This window comes from Flagellimonas halotolerans (assembly GCF_035818535.1).
In the GTDB taxonomy this organism is placed as follows: domain Bacteria; phylum Bacteroidota; class Bacteroidia; order Flavobacteriales; family Flavobacteriaceae; genus Flagellimonas; species Flagellimonas halotolerans.
The window spans coordinates 644,281-668,723 of the sequence record NZ_JAYKYV010000001.1 but is presented as its reverse complement, the minus strand read 5'-3'; the positions used below and the strand labels follow the sequence as shown (position 1 = coordinate 668,723).

Genomic DNA, 24,443 nt, shown 5'->3' with positions numbered 1-24,443 from the left:
CAGGTAGGATTACCCAAATAGAGATGCCCGTGGCAACAGATAGTACGCTTAAAAAAATGTAGTTGATTCTTTATTGGGGTGCCAAATATTTTGGCCACTGTTCCAGGTCGAACAAGGTCGGCTATTTTGATCAATGAGCCACGCAGGCGTCTATCAATAAGACAATCAAACCCACTAAACATTACAGTCTAAGCTAAGACTTGAGCAGAAAAACTGTTTTAGCTTCTCATTTTTCTATAAATGAAGTAGAAAAGGCCAGCCACCAATACATAGGGCACGGCCATTAGGTAAACAATTCCGTTATTGATCGCCTCTGCAGTTTTTCCATCGGATTCACTTTCCACAACCGCACGGCACATGGCGCATTGGGCTTCCGACACAGTTGGGAAAACCAATATAACAAGTAGAATGAACAGCAATTTTGTTTTCATGGAAAAATCAATATTGATAATAGGGTGAAATCATAACATAGACCAAAACCCCGGTAACCGCAACATATAGCCATATCGGAAAGGTGTATTTTGCCCATTGCCTATGACCTTCAAAATCGTCCAAATACACTTTTGAATATGTGATCAACACCAAAGGAATTACCGATATGGACAAGACAATGTGCGTCATTAAAATAAAGTAATAAACAAATTTAATGGGACCTTCTCCACCAAAAACAGTCGTTTCAGAGGTCATATGGTAGGCTACATACATGATCAGAAACAATGCTGACAGTACAATATTGGTCGTCATCAACCTACGGTGTATCAATTGCCTGCCATTTTTAATGGCTATAAATGCAAGAATGAGCAAGATTGAGGTCAAACCATTGATTGCCGCATATATCGGTGGCAAAAAAGATAATGGTTTTGCATTTGGGATCTTGTACCTAAACAATACGGCAACCACTAAAGGTATTGCAATGGAAATTACGGTTATCAATCTATTATACCGTTTTTCCTTCAAAGAAATTTCATCGGTCATTCTGCCAATAGTTTTTTAATGTCCTCCTTTAATATCGTAATCTGTTGGGTTTCCCCGTCTGAGTTTACTCCTTGCTCTTCTGTAATGGTACCGCGATAATAGATCAAGGGGTTGCCAAACCCATCTTTACGCGAACGAATATATCCATTTTTATCCACCAATGCGAACATACCGGAATGCTCAAACCCGCCCGGGGCATCTTGGTCTTGGTTTGCAAAGATGTAAAATCCTTCTTGTGCCAATTGATAAATCTTGTCCTGATCACCTGTCAACAAGTGCCAATCCTTATCCGTAATCCCATATTTTTTGGCATACTTGGTCAGCACAGATGGTGTATCATACCGTGGGTTAATGGTAAAGGATGCCACCCCAAAATCCTCATCTCCCTTAAAGGTTTCCTGTAGTTCCACCAAGTTCTTGGTCATTACAGGGCAAATGGTCGGACAGGTGGTAAAGAAGAACTCCACCACATAGACCTTCCCCAAATAATCCTCGTTGGTAACAATTACGCTATCCTGATTGTAAAATGAAAAGTCGGGGACTCTGCGTTTTTCTCCCTGATTTACCACAAAACCTACTTTGGTGTTTTTGTTTGGAACACTCATACGGTCGTTTTCCACGACTGTGTTCCCTTTTATCCGTTTTGTGATCTCGTACACGGCAAAAATCCCAAAAATCAAGATGATTGCGGATACCCAAATGTAGGTGTACTTCTTTTTATTATTTGCTCCTGTCGGCATTGTTCTTTTTTAGGGCCAGACGGTATTCTGCCAAGATAATCTTGACATCGTCCACCATTTTATTGTTCAGTTCTGCAACGGAAGAGGTATCAAATCCATATTTGACGCCTTCATCTTCATCGTCGGTACGTCCGCGTAGGCTTAGGTCTTTGTCAACTATAAAAACATTGGGGGTAGCCAAATCATCGCCCAAATCAACATTGGTTTGCAATGATTCAAAAAGTGACTTGATTTCGTCTTCGGTACCAAAGGCAAAGTGCCATTTATCCACGTTGGACAATTTCCCCAATTCATTCTTCAACTCCCCCACTTGCCCTTCATTGCCTTGGGGAACGACCATGATCATTTGAAAATCGTTGAATTCTCCAAATCTTTTGTAAATCTTTTGATTTAGATTGAAAGCATTCCCTTGCATTTTTTCCACATTGTTTCCCAAAAAACCGAGAATGGTAATCTTGTCTTTAAACTGAACGTTGGGATCCATTTGGGAAACATCGGATATTTTTTCGGTAAGGATTGGCAAACGTCCAAAATTGTTTACCCCCGATGCAAAAAACAGATAGACCACGACAGGGAGCACAAAAAGGGTTGCTAATACGATTTTCTTTTTCATAGTGTTTTCAACCGTACAAAAATAAAAAAAGACGGTTGGAAAACCGTCTTTTAATTTTGTTAAATACTTTCTTAGAAGTCCCAGGTTATGAATCCCTCGGTATATACATTATAAATGTAATCTGCTTCGAACAGCAGAATGAATATTAAATAACATATCAGGAATATGGGGGTCCATACAATTACCCTTCTTAATGGTGTTTTTTCGTCCCTAAGGTGCATAAAGTCCCACGCAATGTAATAGGCTTTCACCAAAGTTAGGATGATAAAAATCCAATTGAGCAATTTCATCCCCAAAAAGTAGCCGTGGGTCAAAAATTTTGGTTTAACAATACCCAAAGCAACTTCAATAGTGGTGACTATTGTGAGGAAGATAAGCACGCCCCAAATTTTTTGGGTGTTCGACTTAAATTTTAAAAGTCCTCTAAAAATCTCAAGTTTATGTTCGTGTGCCATTTAGAATCAATGTTTTTATACCAAATAAAAGAATGTAAATACGAATACCCATACCAAATCCACAAAGTGCCAGTACAGCCCAACTTTCTCCACCATTTCGTAATGGCCCCTACGTTGGTATGTACCCAAAATCACATTAAAGAATATGATGATGTTGATCACTACACCCGAGAATACGTGGAATCCGTGGAATCCTGTGATAAAGAAGAAGAAATCCGCGAACAGTCTGTGACCGTATTCGTTGTGGACAAGGTTGGCACCTTCCACCACTTGATTGGCTTCCAATATTTTGGCCAAAGATTCTTTTCTGTCCAAAAGGGTCTTTTCCCCCTCTTCATTCAATTTCTCGGTACGGATCAAGATATTTGGTGTTGCCTTGAAACCTTCCACAACTTCATTTAGGGAGTAGGATGTTTTGTAACCTTCGCTCTCAAACCAAATTCCTTGGTTTGCTTGGTGCTTTATTCTTTCTTCCGGTAGGGTTTCGGCAAAATCGGCCAAGGCAGCTCTTTCCCCGGTTTCCGCATTCACAAACTGAAGAATTCTTCCTGAGTTTGTTTCTACAGCTCCGTAATCGCCCTTTATAAAAGTTGCCCATTCCCAAGCTTGCGAGCCAACAAAGATGGCACCACCGATAATGGTAAGGAACATGTAAAGGATAACGCTTTTCTGTTTCATTTTATGACCTGCATCCACGGCCAATACCATGGTCACGGAAGACATAATCAAAATAAAGGTCATAAAGGCCACATAGTACATGGGGTAGTTTCCATGGAAAAAAGGCACGTGGGTAAATACCTCATCGGCAATTGGCCATAGCTCTATAAACTTAAATCTTGAGAAACCGTATGCCACCAAAAAACCAGAAAAGGTCAAGGCATCCGACATGATAAAAAACCACATCATCATTTTTCCATAGCTAGCGCCGAGGGGTTTATTTCCACCTCCCCAAACGCTGTCTTCCGTACCGGTACTTACCGTTGCATCCATATAAAAGGTCGTTTTATTAAAACTTTCACAAATTTACATTTTTTGATGTATTGTAAAAGACAAACTTGATTGAAAACTGCACCAATCAAAATTTATTTCACGAAATACATAAATAGAATTAGATATACCCAAATAAAATCCAGAAAATGCCAAAAAGTGGCCCCTAATTCCATCCCCAACATGTTCTCCGGGGTATATTTACTTCTGAGTTGTTGCACCAAAACCACCGAAAGCGATATTAATCCTGCCACGACGTGGGCAATGTGCACCGCTGCCAACAAAAAGACGTAGGACATTTTTATGTTGCTCGTGGGACCTGTAAAATAATAGCCATCTTCCAACATTTGGGAAAACCCTACAAATTGTAAGGATATAAATGTTATCCCGAGCACCAATGTGATGAGCAAAAATACTGTCCCGTTCTTTTGATTGTTTTTGGCTACGGCTTTTTTGGCCACGAAATAGGTGATACTGCTCAAGATAATCATGGCGGTACTGATGAAAAATGCACTGGGCAGCTCCAAATCGCTTACCCAATCTTCCCGTTTACTACTTACAATGTAGGCACTAGTCCAACCGGCAAAGCCCATAATCAAACTCACAATACCGAACCAGAGCATCATTTTTTTTGCCCGCCTGTTCTTTTCTTCCGCTGTTCCTTGGGTTAAATCCATTTTAGTTTATAAACTTATCTATTACGTACACTACTTGAATCAATGATATATAGGTGACACTGGCCAACATCAATTTTCTTGCTGATGGATTGTCTCTTTTTTCATATAGTTTGAAGGCGAAAAACAACATGACCAATCCAGACAACAATACAATTGCAGCTGCTGGAATGGAAAGGTGCAATCTTCCCGTAAACCCAAACACTGGAATTATGGAGATAACGATCATCCAGATGGTATATAGGATTATCTGCAGGGCCGTACCCTTATCCTTTTTGCCCGTAGGCAACATTTTAAAGCCTGCTTGTTTGTAATCTTCATCCAACATCCAACCTAAGGCCCAAAAATGTGGGAACTGCCAAAAAAACTGGATCATGAACAACGTTCCTGGTTCAATGCCAAAATCATCGGTTGCCGCTACCCAACCCAACATAAAGGGTATGGCTCCTGGGAATGCCCCAACAAATACCGCGAGTGGCGACTTTGTTTTTAAAGGCGTATAAACACTTGTGTACAAAAATATGGAGATGGCGCCGAACATGGCTGTTTTGGGGCTAAGTGCAAAAAGGGCCAGCACTCCCAATACCGTTAAAAACACGGCAACTACCAAGGCAGTTTTTACCGACATTCTTCCCGAAGGAATCGGTCTGTTCTTGGTACGCTTCATTAAAGCGTCCAAATCTTTTTCTATGATTTGATTGTACGCGTTTGACGCCCCTACCATGCAGTACCCCCCAAACATCAACAATAACAAGGATACCACATCAATCTGATAGGCACCCAAAAAATAGCCCGCAACGGAGGAGAAAACCACACTAATGGCCAGTTTGGCCTTGGTAATCTCCTTAAAATCGGAAAATAATAAGGAAAAGGTATTGTTTTTTACGGAACCTACGGCAGATTTCATCCACATCTTTATTGGCTGGCAAAGATAACGCCAGTACGCATCTTTTGCAACCAAAGCTAAAGTTTTATGATTCTTGGAGTTAAATCCATAAAAAAAGCCCGAATGAAATTATCATTAGGGCTTTTCCATTCCTGCCTAGACAGGAATTATATAATTCTTATTACTGTAGCTTAAATGTAATTGGAATACTGAAAGGTACTTTTACGGGTCTACCCCTTTGCTTTCCAGGAGTCATTTTAGGCAATTTTTTGATAATTCTCATTGCCTCAGCTTCTAAGTTTTTATCCGGTCCGCGCATTCTAATGTTTCCGATACTTCCATCTTTCTGGATAACGAAAATTACGCTAACCCTACCCTGAACACCCATTTCTTGGGCTATTTCCGGATAACGGAAGTTATTACGGATGTGCTTCTGCATCATTTCCTGAAAACATGCTTTTTTATCGCTTGCATTTTCACAACCTGGGAAAACGGGAACGTCCTCAATTACGGCAAAAGGAACGGAAATATCTTCTTCTACCTCTTCCACTACAACTTCCTCGACTTCGATTACCTCTTCCTCTTGGCTAGTTTCAGTAGACTCGATTACGGTCTCTTCCACTTCCTCTTCATCTTCTACGACCTCGATTACTTCGGGGGCAGCAGGTGGCGGTGGTGGTGGTGGAGTTTTGATCTGCTCGGTCATTGGCACTTCTTCGTCCAATTGATCTTCAACATTCATAGAAATGTCGTAGTCAGCTACTTTATCATATTTTTTCCACTCCATGGCACCGTAGACCAATGCCAAAACAGCTGCCAATCCTATAACAAAATATAGCGTACTGTTTCTTCCTACGTCTGCTTTCGGGTTCTTTTTTGGTTCCATCCTTTTTCTCCTTTTCTAAATTTAGTGTTTGCTAATTTAATTATTAATTGGTTAAATAAACAATTAAAATTTCCATTTTAACGGGTTTTTCTTGGAAAAAACCCACATAATAAGCCCAATTCCTGCAAATGCGCCCAATGCATTGGCCAAAAAATCGCCAATTTCGGCCATTCGATCAGTTGTGACCGCATACTGTAATACTTCAATAATCATACCATATACGATTGCCAAGCCCACAACAATTTTTGTGGTCTTGCCCAGTCCAAGGCCTCCCTTGGTTCTTTCCCGAAAACTCAAACAACCTACAAATCCGAAGACCATATAAAATATGAAGTGTGTGATTTTATCGGCATAGGGAATGTTCAGGTTACCTGTATCCAAGTCCATATCCGAAAAAGAAAATAAGCTGAGCATCGTAATGACGATCACCCAGCTTACAAACAATAAGGTATATTTATTTTTTTTAAGCACCTATCAATGCCTTGTAATCGTCGGCACTCATAAGGTCATCCACCTCGGAGGGCTCGCTTATTTTGATTTTTACCATCCAACCATCGCCATAAGGGTCGGAGTTTACTTTCTCGGGCTCATCTTCCAAAGCTTCATTAAACTCAATAATCTCCCCGCTCAAGGGCAAAAACAGATCGGAAACCGTTTTTACGGCTTCCACGGTTCCGAAAACCTCTTCTTTATCCAATGTTTCGTCCAAAGTCTCCACTTCCACATAAACTATATCCCCTAGTTCACTCTGGGCGAAATCCGTAATTCCAACGGTTGCGATATCCCCATCTATTTTGACCCACTCATGGTCTTTCGTGTACTTTAATCCTGATGGTATGTTCATTACTATATATTTGAATTAGTCAATGGACAAATGTAACAGATTGCGGAAAGCTTTTCAAAGAAACTTTGCGACAAAATGGAAGAAAAGCGGATAACCTTATGTATTAGTTTCCAAAGTTGTACCGCAACGTAAAGCCCGCATTGATGGTTGTTTGTGGAAATGCCGTGGAAACCGCGAATTCCGAGAAGGAATGATCATAGAAGAACAGCGCGTTCAAACTTTTGCTCAGGGCGTAATCGGCAGTGAACTTGATGGACATTAATTTTTGCCCCGAGGTGATTTGGTTGTTGTCGACATCCAAATTACGGATTATGGTAATGTTATCGCGCAGTGAAAGATCCGCTTTCAGGTTCAGGTCCCCTTTCAACCGGGTTTTCTCACCTCCAATGTTGGTTACGAATTTTACATCCTTAAAACGATAACCAAGCCCCAGGGTGTATTCGTTTCCGTTGATTTCCGTCAACAAATTGTTATCAAAACTCAAGGACAAGGTTCTACTGGTTCGCACTTCGGCCAAGAAGCTGAAGGAGTTCTGCATTTCAAAATCCACGCGCATCAACGGACTGAACTCATCCGTAAGCACCACGTTATTAATTAGTGTTTTGGGAAGCAAATCCCCATTTTCAGCATCAAAAGTGGTATTCTGACGTTCCAAGTTGGTCTGAAATGAATTGACACTGTATGCTGCACGGTACCCATGACTCAAGGAAAAACGCTTGAATTTCTTTTTAAACCATCGGTTGTTCATCAATCCTGTATACTTAATGTTCCAGTTGGGGATTGGAATATCACGGAAGGCATCCATATTTACACGTTCTACATCCTGTCCGGTGTAGGCAGCGAAGAATGCGGGAAGCAATACTTCCTGCTGTGTTTTACCATAACGCTCCGGGAAACCATCCTCATCCAATTCCCCTGGACTCTCGCCTCTATCGGATACCAATCTGTTGGCAATGGCTATTCTATTTTGTTTGAATTGTTCAAAAGTCTCCGAATCGAACTCGTCGCTTTTATTGAAGACCGTTCCGATCATTACCGTGGAGATACTAAAGTTGCCCATTTCATTGATCAGTCCATCCTGCCCGTTCATCCATGCTTCTGGACTATAACTTTCTTGGGAAGAACTCATATAATTTCTATCGGCACTCAAATCTATGGTCAAATCTTGGGTGGGCTGTGCCGTAGCGGTAATGTTCAATTGCCTGTTGGTGTTTTGCATAAACTGACGGCTATACTCGGGATAATCGGTCAACCATCCGTTACGTGCAGCTTCAAACCTCACATCGGCCTGACTTCCGAACACAAAGCCCAAAGTTGGGCGAGTTGTACCAATGAATCCAATGGATTGGGTATACCCCGGGAGCACGGTACCGCGGTTTTCGCTATAGTTTACGTTAACGCGCTTTACCATGGTAACAATATCCACCAAGGTATTGAAACCCTTACTTGTTTTTCTTGGTGGATCGGCAGCAGTTTCGCCATTTGCGGGATTACCCGCTTTATCCCTTCTGATTGCAGCTTGGTTTGCCGTAACTTTGCCATCACGCTTCTTTAGACCCAAAAAGTCATAAAAACGCTGCATGCTCATATTGGCCGTTAAATTATGGGTACTGGCGTTCTGGACGGTGTTAATGTCTTCGTTGGCTACCTCGCGCAATGCATCGCCCCCGCGTTGCCAATCAAAATTACTGGTGTAGGTGTACTGTGCATTTATAAAATTGAGGAAGGGTATCTTGCTAAAGGGCAGTTCGTAGTTCAACTGCATTTGCTGTGCATGTCTGTTTGGCTCGCCTATATCAAAAAACCCATCCCAAAGGTCAAGCGCATCGTTTATACCGGAATCGGGATTTTCATCCACATTAAAATAATTGCGGACAATATTATTGTTGGACGCGGTCAGATTCAACCGCAACGATTTTGTAATGCTATAATTGAGGGCATATTGCCAGTTGAACAAGTAATTTCGTTGTTGCAGCAATGGCAATTCCAACGCATCTACGCCAGGCTCCAGCACATCCCGATATCGCTGTTGGTTAAAAGACCGGTTGTAATTTGCATTTACGGAAAGACTTGTTGGCAACGCATTAAAGTTCAAGTCCTTTAACCATTGCCAATATTTGCCCGTAAGCATGGAATCCTTTTTGGCAAAAGGTGCCACGGGAGCAGGTTTAAAGTTGTGGTTGTACACAAATCCGGTGGAAACATTCTGGTCACGAAGTTCCGCAATCTCAAAATCCCTGTGATCTGTTTCGTTATAGGAGTAATTAAAAGTAAGGTTTTCCACATCGAAGAAGTTTTCCTCGGCTTCCTCTCCCCTATTTTTCCGTACACCGATCAAGTTGATACTGGTTCGTTTCGTATAATCTTCGGCCTGCTCTTCTATATCCTCTGCCTCTTCTGCCGTTGAAGCCGCTGCAACCCTATCATCCAATCTTAAGTCGTCATAAACGGGGTCGAACTCTGGAGTAATGAGTGTTTCGGATATCCCATAATTGAACGGCAATTGCAGGTTCCATTTCTTTGGAAACAACTGCCCCACATTTACATTGGTCACCACATCGTAAGAAATGGCATCTTCCAAGGAACGCTCCGTAGGAGTTTGGTCAATGGAACCAAAGCCCGATGTGCTTCTGCTTCCTGTTGCCGTCACATTGGCAAAATCGGCCATGTTGGCGTCCAAAGCAGCGGTAGCGGCCCACCCTCCATTATTTTCAAGACCTGCCAAACGAAGCTCATTGAACCATACTTCCCCACGGGCCGGAATATCATCAATGTTTTTAATACCGACCATCATGCCACGAATACTGCCCAAAGATGGATTACCACGAATACCGATACGAACGGTGCCCGGGGTTCTTGGGGCAAACCCATCCACTGGCACGGCCTCACCGTCAACAATTTCGTAGTATTTGATTTCGTCCAAGGTCTGATCGGATATTCCTTTGGATTTAACTTTGCCCAAATCGCTCAATGCGACGTCAATTTCATTTACATCGGGCCAAATTTCATCTGCGGATGAAGCCCCAAATGGGGTAAATTGAAGCGGTAGCTCTATTTGATAGAAGTTTTCGGAGAAATCGGTACCTATCCTCAGAAAACCGACCAGTGGTGTATCACTATCCGAATAATCGGTATTGAATATTTTTTCGGCGTGCATGAACATTTTAAGGCGTTCGTACTGTCGTACATCAACATTTACATTTTTGAACACTCCTCGGGAATCCTGAGACTCCAAATTTTCAACAACAAAGGACAAGGATTGCTCATTCTGGCGGATAATGGTATTGTTATTGTTCAATTGTTCCCGCACAACGCCCGGTGGCAATACATAAGGTATGGGTTGCCTTCCGTAGTTTTCTTCAATATTCACGGTATTCACATCGGTTACCGTGCCATCATCCGAAGGATCGTTGTCCAGATTGGGCTGTAAGGAGTTGGTATAGGTCCTCCAATCACCACGCACCAAATCCAAGGTTGCAAAACGCAGTACCACATCATCCGAGAATCCGGTAAGGTACATCCTCATAAAGCTAATGGATCTAAAATCCGAGATTCCACCTATGGCATCGGTAAAATCGCTCAATGGTATTTTATATTGTATCCACCTACGGTTCAGTTGTGTTCCGTTGGGCAGTGTCGGGGTTTGTCCTTGGCGTATATCCGTTACATATTTGTCGTCGATGGTAGTGTTGGGCTTTATCTGAATACGGTATTCGTAGTAGCTGTTCACCGTGTTCATGGTCAAATCCCGGTCAATATCCTCCACATCGGGCAAAGTTGTGGAACCTCTATTGGTATTTGTTACGGAAACCGGGGAATTCCCTTGCGTATTGTTAAAGTCAAAATAACGGTCCAAGATGCCACCTTCCCTATCCAAGTAATATTGATAGTTATCCAAAGCAGGGTCTTCCGCCGGACCATTATAAATTGCAGCCTCTTGGGCGTCACCATAGCCATCCAGACCAAGGTCTTGAGCTGTTCTGTTGGCCTCATCGGCATCAAAGGCATACACCAAAGATTGGGTCGATGGCACTTGGCCCCAAGCGGTTTCCCTTGGCACTTCGTTGTTCGTGCTTGCGGGAAGTCCGTTTTCATATTGCTTACGACCATCTTTTAAAATGTCCTCGGAGATATTGCCCAAATTAAGCACCAATTCTCCCGCATTGGCATCGGTTGTTTCTCCATCAATATAGGGATCCAATACCCAAAACTGGACAAATTCCACATTGGATTGCTCAAAGTTGGTACTGCTCAATGGACGCATGATACCGCCCCACTTGGCATCCGGGGTTTCGGATTCAAAACTTGGATTGGCATTGTAGGGCCCTTTTTCGTTTGGGTAATACACAATATCCAGTGTGCTTTGCACCTGCGTTTGCCCTTGGGCAATATCGGTTTCGGTAAATACCTCATCAATAAATACCCTACGGGTGGAGTTCAGGGAAATATCGTTGTCCGACAATCCTGATGGCCTCTGATTGGTATAGAAAATAGGGTCTATGGTGTACCACGCCATTTTTGCACGCTCGTAGCCTACATCAATTCCCGTTTTATCATCCATAAACTCAACTGGCGGACTCGCCAAGGTCCATCCCAAAGAGGAACGGATATCGATTAAGGCCTGTGCTCCTTCAAAATCATCCAGGTAGGTGGTGGTTTCACCCCTAAAATCAGCATTTTTTGGTGAATTGGGCCGCAAAAAGGCCACTTCGCCCCTCAACGAGAGGTTGGAGGGCACATCGGTATCAATATTTGGCAATTTGTTTGCCAATCTGGTCAAAAAAGGGATTTCGGTACTGAAGTTTCCATTAAGTCCAAAAATGGTATTGTTAACAGGTTCTATCCCGTAATTTGATTTTTGGGTAAGGGGACGCTCGTTCAAATTGAGCAAGGTACCGCCCAAAACAAATTTATCGTTGAACTTATGTTCCACATTGACCCCTGCAAATCGACGTGTTTGTTGTCCAAATACGGCATTGTTCTCTACAGAAATATTGATGGGGGTATTGGATGCCTCTAAGCTTGGGTCCAAAAGTTGCACCGTTCCCGCTTGATAGTTCACCGTATAATCGATGCCTTCTTGCAATTGACGCCCCCCTGCGGTAACAGTAACGGAACCTTGTGGCACATTAAAAGCCCCGATGGGAATACCATTATTGGATTGGGAGGTGTACCTTCCCTTTATCTGAAAGCGGTTTTTTTCGGCGTTCTGCAACGAAGCCGCCTTGGTTTTTGCGTACATGTTGCGGAATACGTAACGCCTTTGGTTGGGGTTGTACCCTTGGTCGTTATCCACATCGTAAACCCCACCTCCCAATTTCTCAAAAAGGTATTCCCCAAAGGGTTCGACCTTTGTAAAAATAATCCGTCCGGATTGTGAGTCAACAGTGATTCCTTCCACATAGTCAAAAAATCCATCCCCGCCCGGTTGTACATCATTATAGGTATTCAAACGGTCTAAATTGAACACATTGAGCAATATCTGGTCCTCCAAGCCCGAGGGCCAACCTGCATTGGGGTCTACCGGCGTAATATAGTTTCGTGGTGTTGGGTCGGAATAAAGGATGTTCAACTTAAAATCCTCTTGGTTCAATTGATAGGCCCCTGTTGAGTAGATGTTCTTCATCATCAAATCCCAAATAGGGTCCTCCACATTGGTAATGTTGCTTTTCAGTAATTTTAAGACCAATGAATTATTTTCGACAAAACTTGTGTTGGCCGAAACCGATGTCGCATCAACCCCACCATTGGCAAATTCCCCCACCTGATAAACCTCGCCATTGTACGTATACTGAAAAGCCACACCCAGTACCTCATCATTGCTCAAGCTCTGGCTCAGGGAGATATATCCCAATTGGGAATCGAACTCATAATCCCTTCCCGCCTCCAATTTCCTGGCATTTTCAAGAATCGCATAATCAAAACCTTGGTTTACGGTATATCCCGGAACATTGAATCCGGAATCCACCGTAGCGATATCTCGAATGGACTCTGTCAGCGCCCCGCTTCCGATTTGATTGGGGTCATAGGCATTGGCCCCGTTCTGAGGAAGCCCACTTGCCACAGCAGAAGGATTAAAAAACCCTGCCGGGTCACCATTGTTGGCCCCAATTCGGGTATTATCCGAAATGGCCTCTCCCAAATCCTGAATGGCCACTACATTTCTAACATTTTGTGTTTGCTGGTTTCGGTTGGTCACCCAAACCTCCAAACGGGTAATTTGCACTTGCGTTTGTACAAAGGGATAAAATTCCAATGCACGATCATAATTATCGCGAAAATAATGGGCCAGGAAAAAGTGCCTGTCCTCATCGTAATCCAATGCGGTCAGGGAAAACTCGTTTACAGTACCCCCACCTTGGGCAACTACGGTATTGTTTTGTGATCGTTGTTCGGAAAAAACAGCGGTAACCGTTGTTTTTCCAAACTGGAGTTGTGTTTTTATCCCGAACAAACTCTGTGCGCCCGTAATCAAAGAACTGTTAAGGGGCATACTTACGTTACCCACTTCAATTTTTTGAAGAATATCATCCTCGGTCGGGCTATAATCGAGTTTTACCAAATTCTGGAAATCGAATGTGGCTTCGGTGTCATAATTTGCAGTTACCTGAAGACGCTCGCCCACTTTTCCCAATAAACTCAAACTGATGCGTTGGTCAAAATCAAAAGAAAGATTGGTTCTGTTCCTGGGGGATAGGGCGGGGTTGTCATTTTTTTGCCATAAAATCCCCAAATCCATGGCAACCGACCCTTGTGGGATCACCTCAATGCTGTTCCCTCCAAAAATGGTCTCAAAAAAGTTGCTGTTCACATAAAAGTTGGGCAACAGGTTTCTTCTTGCCTCTTCACTTCCTTCTTTCTTCCCTGCATAGGCATCTGCCTTTTGCTTAAAGTAGGATTTCATCTGCTCCTTTTCAACAAGGTCGTAATATTGTTCCGGGGTAAGGATTACAGGATAGTTCACGTTAAAATCCCCTATACTTTCCCTGTAAACGTACGTATTGGTTTTGGGGTCGTAGGTGTATTTTGCAACAATGCTATCGGGGTTTTCCATGATAAGACGGCCAAGCTCAACTCCCGTCTTGACAGAATCCTGAGCCTGCTCGTTGGTTTCCTGTGCCATCAGGTTGGTTATGGACAGCAAACAAACAACAAAGAATATGTACTTAAAGCGCGTTGGTTTAAGTATTGGTTTTGCCCCTTTTTTCAAACTAGTTACAAATTTTTCAGCGCCAGTTTAATAATGTTCTCTACGCTTAGCGAAGTATCTTGGGAAACTACCTTGTCCACCACCTTTTCAGATTGCTTTCTGGTATAACCAAGAACCTCTAATGCAGATAACGCTTCTTCTTTATTTGTATTGTTTGATTGTTGTGAAACTTCGCCTATGTCGTAGACTTTTAAAATCTTGTCTTTAAGATCCAAGATTACACGCTGGGCCGTTTTGGCGCCAATCCCTTTAACGGACTGGATTGTGGGCACATCCCCATTGGCTATGGCATCCCTTACATCGGACGGTGAAAGCGAGGATAACATGGTGCGCGCAGTACTGGCACCAACCCCTGAAACCGATATCAATAAACGGAACACTTCGCGCTCCGCTCGCTCCGCAAAACCGAACAGGGTATGGGAATCTTCCTTTACCAATAAATCGGTATAAATAAATATGTTTTCCTCATCCGGAAGCAGGGAAAAGGTGTGCAACGAAATGTTTAAAAAATACCCAACCCCATTGCACTCCACAATGGCATAGGTTGGATTTTTCTCTACTAGTTTTCCTTTTAAATGGGTAATCATTTTTCAACCACGGTTTTTGGTTATTCCCCTTGCATTTTCGCTATTTTTCTTTTCTCTCGTTCTTGGGCATCTATAACGGCCACCGCAGCCATGTTCACCATTTCGTCCACACTGGCTCCCAACTGTAAAATATGGGCGGCTCTTGTAAGCCCAACCATAATTGGCCCGATGGAATCGGCATTGTTGAGACCTTTCAACAATTTGTAAGTGATATTGGCGGATTCCAAGTTAGGAAAAACCAACGTATTCACTTTTTCACCCGATATTTTGGAGAACGGGAAGTTTTTGCTGCTCATCTCGGGATCTAATGCAAAGTCGGTCTGAATCTCTCCATCGACCACCAAATCCGGGTTTCTTTCGTGCAAGATTCTCACTGCCTCCCTCACTTTCTGTGCATTCGGGTGGCTGGATGAACCAAAGTTGGCGTAAGAAAGCAATGCCATTACTGGATTAAAACCAAAGGTCTTGGCTACATTGGCCGTCATTTGGGCAATTTCCGCCAACTCTTCGGCATTGGGATCAATATTGATGGAGGTATCGGCCAAAAAGAGGGGCCCTCTGTCGGTTATCATAATATTTACCGTACTCGCATTTTTCACATTTTTGGCACGCCCCAATACTTCAAAAACAGGACGAAGCACTTTGGGGTAAGATCTTGAGTAACCGGAGATCATACCATCGGCATCCCCTTCCTTGAGCATCATGGCGCCAAAATAATTACGTTTGCCCATGTTTACCCGAGCACTGTACTTGGTCTCGCCCTTTCTTTTTCTCAGTTCCCAAAGTTTCAAGGCATATTGGGTCCTCATCTCACTGAATTCATCGGAGCGAGGGTCTATAATGGGAACTTCAGCGTCAAATTCGAGTTCCGCCTTTAAATTTTCTATGGTTTCCTTATTTCCTAAAAGGATCGGGATACCTATACCCTCATCATGCACAATTTGGGCCGCCTTCATTACGTCCAAAAGTTCAGCTTCAGCAAAAACAATGCGTTTTGGATTCACTTTGGCCCTATTGTGAAGCAACCGGACAACCTTGTTGTCATTACCCGATCTTTGGTAGAGTTCCTCTTCATACTTTGCCCAATCCTGTATGGGGAATTTCGCCACGCCACTGTCCATGGCCGCTTTGGCCACAGCAGGTGGAATTTTGGTGATCAAACGGGGATCAAATGGTTTTGGAATGATGTAATCACGTCCAAAGGTCAACCTAGTGGCATCGTAAGCGATATTTACCTGTTCCGGCACGGGTTCACGGGTCAAATCGGCCAAGGCCCTTACTGCGGCCATCTTCATTTCCTCGTTGATCTTGGTTGCCCGCACATCCAAAGCCCCTCTAAAAATAAAAGGAAAGCCCAACACATTGTTCACCTGGTTAGGGTGGTCGGAACGGCCTGTTGCCATAATAATGTCGTCCCTGGTCTTCATGGCCAAATCGTACTCAATCTCGGGATTAGGATTTGCCATGGCAAAGACAATGGGATTTTCGGCCATGGAATTCAGCATTTGCGGGGAAACAATATCGGCAATGGAAAGTCCAATGAACACATCGGAATCTTTCATAGCCTCCTCCAAGGTATCTATCTTCCTATCGGTGGCAAACTCTTTTTTCTCCTCGCTCAGGGTTTCCCTATCACTTCGGATCACTCCCTTACTGTCCAGCATTACAATATTCTCTGTCCTGGCCCCAAAGGCTTTGTAGAGCTTTGTACAGGAAACCGCCGCCGCTCCCGCTCCACTTACTACAATTTTAACTTCTTCAATTCTTTTTTCGGCAATCTCCAAGGCATTCAGCAAAGCTGCGGCGGAAATGATCGCGGTCCCGTGCTGATCATCGTGCATTACGGGAATATCGAGTTCTTCTTTCAACCTACGTTCAATCTCGAATGCTTCGGGAGCCTTGATATCTTCCAAATTGATGCCCCCGAATGTCGGGGCAATCGTCTTAACGGTCTCTATGAACCTATCCACATCCTTGGTATCCAGTTCAATATCAATCCCGTCGATGTCGGCAAAGATCTTGAAAAGCAAGCTCTTCCCTTCCATAACGGGTTTAGAGGCTTCCGGCCCAATATCCCCCAAGCCCAAAACTGCGGTTCCGTTGGAGATTATGGCAACTATATTGCCTTTTGCGGTGTACTTGTACACATCGTCCTTGTTCTTTTCAATCTCCAAACAAGGTTCGGCCACCCCCGGGGAATAAGCCAATGCCAGGTCCCTTTGCGTAGAATAGGGTTTTGTTGGTACAATCTTGATCTTGCCCGGTTGTGGTTTTGCGTGGTAGAGTAACGCTTCCCTTCTTTGTTTTTCCTTGCTCATATTGTCGAAAATGAATGGGTAAAGTTAGGGTATTCCAAGGTTTTATAGGAAGATCTATGGCAATCAATTTTTTATTGGTGCTTTATGTACAAAACGAACGGTTTTTCAATTCGTTGATTTTGTTTTCAATATAAATATGAGCAAAGGATAAAATGAAGGTGTTCGTTTATTTTTTTAAGAAATCGACATTGCGTTTAAGGCCGGACAGTTTTGTTCTTTTTACCGCTGATTTTTTGAAGATTTTTTTAAAGACATCCTCTGTAATCTCTTCCCAGTCCTTTTTGGTGAAGGCCAATAATTCTGGGTTTGGATTAAAAAGAGGTTCGCTATGGGATTTGGAAAAGCGGTTCCATGGACACACATCTTGGCAAACATCGCAACCAAACATCCAATCATCCAATTTACCATCAAATTCGGAGGGGATTTCGTTCTTTAGTTCAATGGTCAGGTACGATATGCATTTGCTTCCATCCACCACATAGGGTTGCACAATGGCATCGGTTGGGCAAGCATCCATACAAGCAGTGCAGGTGCCGCAGTGGTCGGTTACGGGGGTATCGTATTCCAGGTCCAGGTCCACGATCAGTTCAGCTATAAAATAAAAGGAGCCTACTTGCTGGGTAAGCAGATTGCTGTGCTTACCAATCCACCCCAGACCACTTTTTGCGGCCCATGCTTTGTCCAGTACAGGCGCAGAATCTACAAAGGCCCGCCCATGCACCTCCCCGATTTCTTCTTGAATAAAGTGGAGCAGGCTTTTGAGTTTGTCCTTTATCACAAAGTGATAATCCATGCCATAGGCATATTTGGAAATTTTGTAGGAATCCGGATTTTGCTCTTCGGATGGGTAATAATTCAGCAATAGGGAAATAACGGATTTGGAACCCTCTACCAATTTTGTTGGATCAAGCCGTTTGTCAAAATAGTTTTCCATATACTGCATTTCGCCATGCATGTTCTGGTTGAGCCATTTCTCCAAACGGGGCGCTTCTTCTTCCAAAAATTCGGCCTTCGAAACACCGCACGACAAAAAACCGAGGCGCTTGGCTTCGGTTTTTATTAGTTCTGTATTTTTTTTCCTGTTAGGCATGTCCTTGTCTATGCAGGGAACGAATTTAACGGATTAATATCAATTTGCCGTTTGGGACCTATATCCGAGCCTGTTTCCTTAATTGGGGCAACGGGAAACCACCTTGTCGACCCATCCGGTATTCGCTGCCCAGCACAAACAATATACCTTATCGTCCACCACATAACTGTTCAAGCATTCAAAATCCGGCATTTTTTCAAGGACGGAGCAGGGTTTTTGGAGATTCCCTTGAGCCCATCTTGGGTGAGTTGGCCCGCATTTGGGATATCCCTCTCGATCAAATAGGCTTTTAATACACACTTGGGCTTGGTCGGATATTATATGTAAATACTCTTTTAAAAATGAAAAACCGAGGTGGTCTTCCCTCGGTCTTTGTCCACTAAAGACAAATTGATCACTGAGCTTCCTTAATATAGCCCCAGCCTTGTTTTTGCTTTATGACCAACTCATAAATGCCATCGGGCACGGAACCTACTCCGGGAATGAGGTCGTCCATGGTCATTTTATGCTTTTTCATGGTCTGTTCACAAATCACTATGGACACATTGTCCCTATTGACTATAGTTGACAAGGTTTCACCGGCCACAGATGACTTTTTATCCACCATTTTAAAGGCGCCACTGTAAACCACCAATTCAAACTCCGATTCTGGATAGGCTTCGGCCATTAATCTTAAATGCTTGGCCGCTGTTCTATGCACATCGGGATTACTGCTGGTTACATCAAATACTACTTTGATGGGTTCGTTTTGTGCCAAAATCAATCCTGACACCATCATCACTAAAAATAAAAGTATGTTTTTCATCTTTTAAATCGTATTTCCTGCAAAAATGTATCCACAGCCTTCCTCTTGGGCCCTGCCCAGTGCCCAAACGCCAGAGGGGACAATCTGAATTTCGGGCAGAACAGCTGCTTTCCACTCTTCGTAAACTTCATTGGGATCCTTGCCCATTTGTTGTGCAACTGCGCCACTGTATACATTTAGCGCCAGATTGCACACGCAGAACATAGCCCCTCTATCCATCAGATCTTTGATTCCTTGAATGACCGGCAGCGGAAAATCACCCTCCTGTGGTTCGTAGTATGGATTGCGATCGTATACTGTACCATCGGCTTTTTTTACATGGAACATTTCACCCAGTGGGTATGCTTTCCAAAGGTCATCGTGCAAAGCAAATGGAATGGCGTCATGCCTTAGAACGGTCATCGCCGTAATTTCATCATCGGTCGATCCCATTTCATTGTTTGATAGGTAATAGGCCCAGTTCCATATAATGGGAAAGCCGCTGTGTGGATACGAGCCATCATAAACAATACGGTGTTTCCCTTTTATTGATTTCATCCAAGCCTCGGCATCATTCATTTCTAAATGTGTAAAATCCGTCATTCCCGCAAAAGCAGGATTGGTAAAAGCCGACAATGTGGATGCCGTGGCACCCAGCATCATCGCTCCCATAAAATTCCGTCTTGATCTTGTTGTTTTCATTGTTACTAGTGTTTATTTGGATTTACTTAATTGATATTCTTTTTGGTAATACTCCATAATAGGCTGGAAAGGTCCTAACTGATGTTGTTCTTCAGAAAAAGGGTCCAAGTAGGGACCATAGGGAGTGGATACGGGCTTTTTGACCAAGTCTGGAAAGTCTGCCGCCCTATTGGGCTTTGTTGGTCGGAGTTTTTGGTTGATGTAACCTGCTACATCATAGGCCTCTTCATCGGTAAGTATGGGGTTGTCAAAGGTGACACCAAAAGGCATATTGCCCTTTATAAACTGGGCCGCAGTGATAACGCGGGTCATTCCGGCACCGTTATTGTAAGAATCGCCCCCCCATAAAGGAGGGTATAGGTATTGATCGTTTTCCGCCAAAAGCTGTCCTTGACCATCAGCACCATGGCATTCTACACAGGTATTTTCAAAAACCCTTTGCCCATGGACTAGATCAACGGCTCTATTGGGGATTTCAACTTTTAAAAAGCCTTGCCCTTCTATTTTACCGTTTGATGGAGCTGCTCTGCCCAACCAATCCATATAAGCAATAAGAGCTTGCATTTCAACGCTGGATTCCGGCATTGTCCTGCCATTCATGCTTCGTTCCATACATCCATTGATGCGTTCCTCAATGGTTCCCATTTTGTTTTCGCGCCCGCGAAACTGGGGAAAGCGTTTAACGACTCCGATCAAAGGAGCTGCATAGGGCTTGGTGCCGCCGTTTAAATGACAACTGGCACAGGCCAAATTATTTCGTGCAAATGCTTTTGAAGAATCCTTTTGTTTGGGGCCAATATGAAGCGATGTATTCCTGAAAATATCGAAACCCAACTTGATTTCTTCGTTTTTTCCGGAAAATGGAAGATTGTTCACATTATAGTCCATGTAATACACATCGTCGGGGAACTCCACGTAATGATTATTCGCTCCGAATCCAAACCCTGCCATAAGAACGGCAAATGCCAAAACAATGATCAACCCCATACAAATACCGATTTGCATGCACAACCTTCTTATTTGTAGAGATAAGGATTGGAAATCTCCCTTTTCGGGGACATTGTTTTTCTTAGAGTGTTTCTTCATGGTTCCCTATAATTTCACCACTAGCATACAGCTTTAATGGTAAATATTTGGGAAGTTCAGTGTATATGATCAGTGGTTATATTGGGCAGGACCATCTATCCAAAAAAAATAAAGCCATTATAATCAAAGAAGCCTATTAAAGTACAAAAAGTTATGGTATAACAGTTTCTTTTCACCAAGAATTTTTTTGTAGGTAAAAGGGGGTTAAAACAAACCTCCCTGAGTACCGCCCTTTACCTTTCCCAAATGGGTATAGGCGAGCTCGGTTACTTCACGGCCCCTTGGGGTGCGCATAATAAACCCTTGTTGAATCAGAAAGGGTTCGTACACTTCTTCCAAGGTTTCCGCACTTTCGGACACCGCCGTGGCAAGTGTAGTGATTCCTACAGGGCCTCCCTTGAACTTATCGATAATGGTCGTCAATATCTTGTTGTCCATTTCATCCAGACCATGGGCATCCACATTGAGGGCTTTTAGCCCGAATTGTGAGATTTCAAGGTCAATGTTTCCATTGCCCTTTATTTGGGCAAAATCCCGAACCCTGCGCAGTAGTGCGTTGCATATTCTGGGAGTTCCCCTGCTTCGTCCTGCAATCTCTATGGCTGCATCGTTTGTAATGGGTACCTGAAGTATTTCCGCACTACGTTCCACAATGGTGGACAACAGCTCGGTGTTGTAATATTCCAACCGGCTCTGAATTCCGAATCTTGCCCGCATGGGCGCGGTAAGCAATCCAGACCTAGTGGTGGCCCCTATCAAGGTAAACGGACTAAGGTTAATCTGGACGGTTCGGGCGTTGGGGCCCGATTCGATCATAATGTCGATCTTATAATCTTCCATGGCGGAATACAGATATTCCTCCACTATGGGACTCAACCTATGGATCTCATCAATAAAAAGGACGTCGCGTTCTTCCAGGTTGGTCAACAGTCCGGCCAAATCTCCCGGTTTGTCCAAAACAGGGCCAGAGGTAACTTTAATGTTCACACCAAGTTCGTTGGCCAAAATATGGGCCAAGGTGGTCTTTCCAAGCCCTGGAGGACCATGAAAAAGTGTATGATCCAAGGCTTCGCCCCTTAGGTTGGCCGCTTGCACAAAAATCTTGAGGTTTCCCAATACCCGGGCCTGCCCGGTAAAGTCATCAAAACTAACGGGCCGTAGAGCTCTTTCTATATCGAATTCTTCCGGGGAAAGATTTTCACCTGTTGGATCTAAATTCTCGTTCATAGTTCAACAAATATAACTGAAAACCCTATCCACCTAAAACTATATCCACAAAAATACCCGTAGGGATGGAACTTAAAAATCTAAACCTTACCTTGGAAAGGTATAATTGCATCAACACAACTTTATATGATTGCCACAGATTATTCCATAGGAATCTTACAATACATCCCTTTTTTCTATGTGATTTGGTCCGATGATTTGCTATCTGCTTCAGAAATCTCGGTCGTACAAAAAGTGATCCAACTGGATACATCTTTGAATGCGGATGAAAAACATCAATTACTGAGATGGTTAAAAAGAGATGCCCCTCCTTTTGATGATGAAATCAAGAACTGGAAACAGACCATTGCCAATTCCAAGGTAAAATTGATCGAAAGCGACACCTACCCGCTTTCTTCCCTTAGCCAACGCTTGGTCAATGGTGAAAATCTGAACGATCATTTAAAACATATTGAAGTCCATTTGGGCATTCAGCCCAATCACTACAATCATTTGTTTGATGTGGAAGTAGTACATGAAAAAACTTCCGATGAATATGAGGCCAACATTCTGGATGAAATTTTAAAGGGAGAACATGCTAATGTGGTTGATGATTTCAGGTGTTTTTTGGACAAGCCCGATTTTTCATGGCAGGTTTTAAGACACAAAGAAGATTTTAGGAACAGGGTTTTGCATCAAGTCCAGCTTTTGGGGGAAGCAGGGTATGGCGCCTTGGCCTACCCAGCTGAATATGGCGGAACCGGGAACATGCCTGCCTATGCGGCTATTTTTGAGCACTTAATGTTTGTGGATGGTAGTTTGGCCGTAAAATTTGGGGTGCAATTTGGTCTTTTTGGAGGAAGCATCCAGAAACTGGGCACAAAAAAACATCACGATCAATACTTGGCCCAAGCCGGGGAAACCAAGTTATTGGGCTGCTTTGCCATGACAGAAACCGGGCACGGCTCCAATGTGCGTGGCATTAAAACCACCGCTACGTATGAGAAATCTTCCGATTCGATTATTATACACACGCCCGGAAAAAATGACAACAAAGAATACATTGGCAATGCCTTACATTCCAAAATGGCCACCGTTTTCGCCCAATTGATCGTAAATGGCAAAAATGAAGGCGTTCACGCCATTTTGGTTCCACTCAGAAATGAAAACCATGATACTTTGAAAGGCATTACCGTTGAGGACAATGGGTACAAGTTGGGGTTAAATGGCGTTGATAATGGAAAAATCTGGTTCAACAACGTAAAGGTGCCGAGACAAAACCTGCTTGACAAATACGGGGAAATACGGGATGACGGTACTTACTTTTCCTCCATTAAAAATCCGAACAAGCGATTTTTCACCATGCTGGGAACATTGGTCGGCGGACGCATTTGTGTGGCCCGTGGTGCCCTTGGAGGTAGCAAAATGGCCTTGTCCATCGCTGTAAAGTACGCCCTGGACCGCAGGCAGTTCAATGATAATGTAAAGGTTCAAGAAGATTTGATCATGGACTATCCCACGCATCAACTAAGGCTTACTCCGGCGATTGCTGGCGCTTATGTGTACCATTTTACCCTGGAAGAGATGATGAAGCGTTACAGTGATGATTCCCAACCCGATAAAAGAAAAATTGAAACCCAAGTGGCGGGTTTAAAATCCATTATAACCTGGTTTGCCAATGAAACCATCCAAGAATGTCGAGAGGCATGCGGTGGGAAAGGGTATTTATTGGAGAACCGAATTGCCGATTTAAAAGGCGACGTGGATATTTTTACCACATTTGAAGGTGACAACACCGTATTACTGCAACTGGCGGCCAAGGGCATTCTTTCCGATTTTAGGGCCGAATTCAACAGTGCAGGTTTTGCATCGGTATTAAAACTTTTGCAGACACAGCTTTCGGATAAACTGACAGCCATTAATCCGTTGTACTCCAACAAAGTTGATGCGAAGCATCTGTACAATCCAAAGTTTCACAAGCACGCTTTTGACTATCGTACCCGAAGATTGACCTATAGCTTGGCGATGCGGATTCGAAACTATATAAAAAAAGGGATTCCTTCCTATCAAGCTTTCTTAAAGGTACAGACCCATTTATTGGCTTTGGGAAAAGCCTACAGTGTGGAATTGGCTTACAACATCTTCTGTGATCACTATCAACAACTGGAAGATTTAAAATACCGTGCATTACTGGAGAAGGTAGGGTGTCTCTATGCACTCGATCAAATTAACCAGGATGCCAAATGGTTTTTGGAACAGGGGTATGTAGGCGGAACAAAATCAAAAGCGATCCGACAACGGGTAGAGAGGTTATCAACTGAGCTCAGACCGCATATCGAAGTCTTGGTGGATGGTTTTGGCATTCCAGAACATTGCCTAACCGCCCCGATCACAAAGTAA

General features: G+C 43.3%; 20 protein-coding genes. 1 reads left to right on the top strand and 19 read right to left on the bottom strand.

Features of this window, described 5'->3' with window-relative positions:
- Window positions 1–218 precede the first annotated feature (218 nt).
- The 19 genes from VM932_RS03055 to ruvB form a co-directional block, all read right to left on the bottom strand.
- The gene (locus VM932_RS03055) at window positions 219–431 is read right to left on the bottom strand and encodes a hypothetical protein (protein ID WP_014033200.1); all 213 of its coding nucleotides are present in this window, start codon (window positions 429–431) and stop codon (window positions 219–221) included.
- 7 nt (window positions 432–438) lie between these two features.
- Window positions 439–975, bottom strand: a complete 537-nt coding sequence (locus VM932_RS03050; RefSeq protein ID WP_326277090.1) for a DUF420 domain-containing protein — start codon at window positions 973–975, stop codon at window positions 439–441.
- Window positions 972–1,715 (bottom strand): SCO family protein, encoded by a 744-nt coding sequence (locus VM932_RS03045; RefSeq protein ID WP_326277089.1) that lies wholly within the window; start codon window positions 1,713–1,715, stop codon window positions 972–974. Before VM932_RS03045 ends, VM932_RS03050 begins: the two co-directional genes overlap by 4 nt.
- Window positions 1,696–2,328: a hypothetical protein gene (locus VM932_RS03040; RefSeq protein WP_326277088.1), complete on the bottom strand. Its 633-nt coding sequence runs from the start codon at window positions 2,326–2,328 to the stop codon at window positions 1,696–1,698. Before VM932_RS03040 ends, VM932_RS03045 begins: the two co-directional genes overlap by 20 nt.
- A 71-nt stretch (window positions 2,329–2,399) precedes the next feature.
- Window positions 2,400–2,783 (bottom strand): cytochrome C oxidase subunit IV family protein, encoded by a 384-nt coding sequence (locus tag VM932_RS03035; RefSeq protein ID WP_326277087.1) that lies wholly within the window; start codon window positions 2,781–2,783, stop codon window positions 2,400–2,402.
- A gap of 15 nt (window positions 2,784–2,798) precedes the next feature.
- Window positions 2,799–3,773, bottom strand: coding sequence for a cytochrome c oxidase subunit 3 (locus VM932_RS03030; RefSeq protein WP_326277086.1), 975 nt, complete (start codon window positions 3,771–3,773; stop codon window positions 2,799–2,801).
- Between the two features lie 92 nt (window positions 3,774–3,865).
- Window positions 3,866–4,447 (bottom strand): cytochrome c oxidase subunit 3, encoded by a 582-nt coding sequence (locus VM932_RS03025; RefSeq protein ID WP_326277085.1) that lies wholly within the window; start codon window positions 4,445–4,447, stop codon window positions 3,866–3,868.
- Window position 4,448: 1 nt separating this feature from the next.
- Complete coding sequence (gene cyoE, locus VM932_RS03020) at window positions 4,449–5,351, bottom strand: heme o synthase (protein ID WP_326277084.1); 903 nt, start codon at window positions 5,349–5,351, stop codon at window positions 4,449–4,451.
- A gap of 160 nt (window positions 5,352–5,511) precedes the next feature.
- Window positions 5,512–6,216: an energy transducer TonB gene (locus VM932_RS03015; protein WP_326277083.1), complete on the bottom strand. Its 705-nt coding sequence runs from the start codon at window positions 6,214–6,216 to the stop codon at window positions 5,512–5,514.
- Between the two features lie 63 nt (window positions 6,217–6,279).
- The gene (locus VM932_RS03010; RefSeq protein ID WP_326277082.1) at window positions 6,280–6,660 is read right to left on the bottom strand and encodes a VanZ family protein; all 381 of its coding nucleotides are present in this window, start codon (window positions 6,658–6,660) and stop codon (window positions 6,280–6,282) included.
- 19 nt (window positions 6,661–6,679) lie between these two features.
- Window positions 6,680–7,060 carry a glycine cleavage system protein GcvH gene (gene gcvH, locus VM932_RS03005; RefSeq protein WP_326277081.1) on the bottom strand — a complete coding sequence of 127 codons (381 nt, stop codon included), beginning with the start codon at window positions 7,058–7,060 and terminating at the stop codon, window positions 6,680–6,682.
- 103 nt (window positions 7,061–7,163) lie between these two features.
- On the bottom strand, window positions 7,164–14,270 hold the full coding sequence (gene sov, locus VM932_RS03000; RefSeq protein ID WP_428979715.1) for a T9SS outer membrane translocon Sov/SprA: 7,107 nt from the start codon (window positions 14,268–14,270) through the stop codon (window positions 7,164–7,166).
- A 5-nt stretch (window positions 14,271–14,275) separates the two neighbouring features.
- Window positions 14,276–14,857, bottom strand: coding sequence for a Holliday junction branch migration protein RuvA (gene ruvA, locus VM932_RS02995; RefSeq protein WP_326277079.1), 582 nt, complete (start codon window positions 14,855–14,857; stop codon window positions 14,276–14,278).
- Window positions 14,858–14,877: 20 nt separating this feature from the next.
- The gene (locus VM932_RS02990; protein WP_326277078.1) at window positions 14,878–17,175 is read right to left on the bottom strand and encodes an NADP-dependent malic enzyme; all 2,298 of its coding nucleotides are present in this window, start codon (window positions 17,173–17,175) and stop codon (window positions 14,878–14,880) included.
- Window positions 17,176–17,341: 166 nt separating this feature from the next.
- Window positions 17,342–18,265, bottom strand: a complete 924-nt coding sequence (gene queG / locus VM932_RS02985) for a tRNA epoxyqueuosine(34) reductase QueG (protein ID WP_326277077.1) — start codon at window positions 18,263–18,265, stop codon at window positions 17,342–17,344.
- A gap of 394 nt (window positions 18,266–18,659) precedes the next feature.
- Window positions 18,660–19,070 carry a DsrE family protein gene (locus VM932_RS02980; protein ID WP_326277076.1) on the bottom strand — a complete coding sequence of 137 codons (411 nt, stop codon included), beginning with the start codon at window positions 19,068–19,070 and terminating at the stop codon, window positions 18,660–18,662.
- 3 nt (window positions 19,071–19,073) lie between these two features.
- Complete coding sequence (locus tag VM932_RS02975; RefSeq protein WP_326277075.1) at window positions 19,074–19,751, bottom strand: Tat (twin-arginine translocation) pathway signal sequence containing protein; 678 nt, start codon at window positions 19,749–19,751, stop codon at window positions 19,074–19,076.
- Window positions 19,752–19,763: 12 nt separating this feature from the next.
- Window positions 19,764–20,837: a c-type cytochrome gene (locus VM932_RS02970; protein ID WP_326277074.1), complete on the bottom strand. Its 1,074-nt coding sequence runs from the start codon at window positions 20,835–20,837 to the stop codon at window positions 19,764–19,766.
- Between the two features lie 204 nt (window positions 20,838–21,041).
- Window positions 21,042–22,064, bottom strand: coding sequence for a Holliday junction branch migration DNA helicase RuvB (gene ruvB, locus VM932_RS02965; RefSeq protein ID WP_326277073.1), 1,023 nt, complete (start codon window positions 22,062–22,064; stop codon window positions 21,042–21,044).
- Window positions 22,065–22,190: 126 nt separating this feature from the next.
- Here ruvB and VM932_RS02960 point away from each other — a divergent pair, with 126 nt between their 5' ends.
- Window positions 22,191–24,443, top strand: a complete 2,253-nt coding sequence (locus VM932_RS02960; RefSeq protein WP_326277072.1) for an acyl-CoA dehydrogenase family protein — start codon at window positions 22,191–22,193, stop codon at window positions 24,441–24,443.